General features: G+C 62.5%; 1 protein-coding gene. It reads right to left on the bottom strand.

Going from position 1 to position 1,164, the window contains the following annotated elements:
- Window positions 1–13: 13 nt before the first annotated feature.
- A protein-coding gene (locus CFR80_RS18290; protein ID WP_110507861.1) for an IS630 family transposase occupies window positions 14–1,080 on the bottom strand; the annotation gives its coding sequence in 2 pieces (ribosomal slippage) (window positions 14–594 and window positions 594–1,080; 1,068 coding nt in all).
- Window positions 1,081–1,164 lie beyond the last annotated feature (84 nt).

The raw sequence follows: 1,164 nt of genomic DNA, 5'->3' as shown, positions 1-1,164 counted from the left end.
ATACTACGGGCTATCACCTTTGACCTATATGAGCCCATTTTCTGAGGCCGATGGATCGGATGGTCTGTGGCAGGGCGGTGAGGTTGTTCCATGCGGTGCATGCGGCTTCGATGATGTGTTCGATGCCGCTGAACACGGTGTTGGACAGCCAGTTGGCGCGTAGGAACTGCCAGATATTCTCGACCGGGTTCAGTTCGGGCGCGCGGGACGGCAGGAAGATCAGGCTGACGTTGCGCGGCAGTCTGAGTTTGGGTGTTGTATGCCAGCCGGCACGATCGAGCAGGACGACGGCATGCGCTCCGCGTGCGACGCAGCGTGAGATTTCCTCGATATGCAGTTGCATGCTGGCCGTGCCGGTAAACGGCAACACCAGGCCTGCCGCCTTGCCGAGTGCGGGGCAGATGGCGCCGAACAGCCAGGCATTCTCATAGCGTTGATCGGCAGGCTGGCGTGGTCGGGTGCCACGCCGCGCCCATTGCCGGACAAGACCGTTTTTCTGCCCGATGCGGGCCTCGTCCTGCCACCAGAGTTCAATCCGCCTGCCTCTGGGCAGATGCCCGGTGTGGGCGCTCAGGATCGTGGGGAAGTTTTTTTAAACGCGTCCATGACGGACGGATCCTGTCCGGGGTGACGCGGACGCGCGCTGACGTGGCTGAACCCAAGCCGCTTCAACAGGGTGGAGACATGGCGTTCGTGATAGGAGACGCCAAAACGCTCTTCGATGACCCGCTGAAGATCGACCCGACGCCAGCGCACCACGCCGTCCCGGGCACGGTCAGGCCCTGTCGTGACCAGCGCCGATAATTCTGCCAGTTGGTCCGCTGTCAGGCGGCAGACCGACCCGTTGCGCCACTGATCGTGCAAGCCATCCGGCCCCGCAGCATTGAACCGGTGCACCCAGTCCCGCAGGGTTTGCCGGTCCATCCCGCCGATCCGCGCCGCTTCGCCCCGGCTGGCACCGTCGCGCACCGCAGCCAGAGACAAAAGGCGCCGTGCAACATTCGCATCCCGCGTACGAGAGGCCAGACGCCGTAACGCAGAAGCCGTATAATCCGTCCGTAAGGCAATCGCACCAGCCATTCCCGATCCTCCCTCTCACGACAGAATCAGAACAGGCCCTTCGCGTCACTTCACAGATGAGTCAGAGACAGTAGCCCTTGGTAT

The sequence above is a fragment of the Komagataeibacter oboediens genome (genome assembly GCF_003207815.1).
Lineage (GTDB): Bacteria > Pseudomonadota > Alphaproteobacteria > Acetobacterales > Acetobacteraceae > Komagataeibacter > Komagataeibacter oboediens.
Note: the sequence above shows the minus strand (reverse complement) of the source record. Positions and strands in the feature narration are given on the sequence as shown.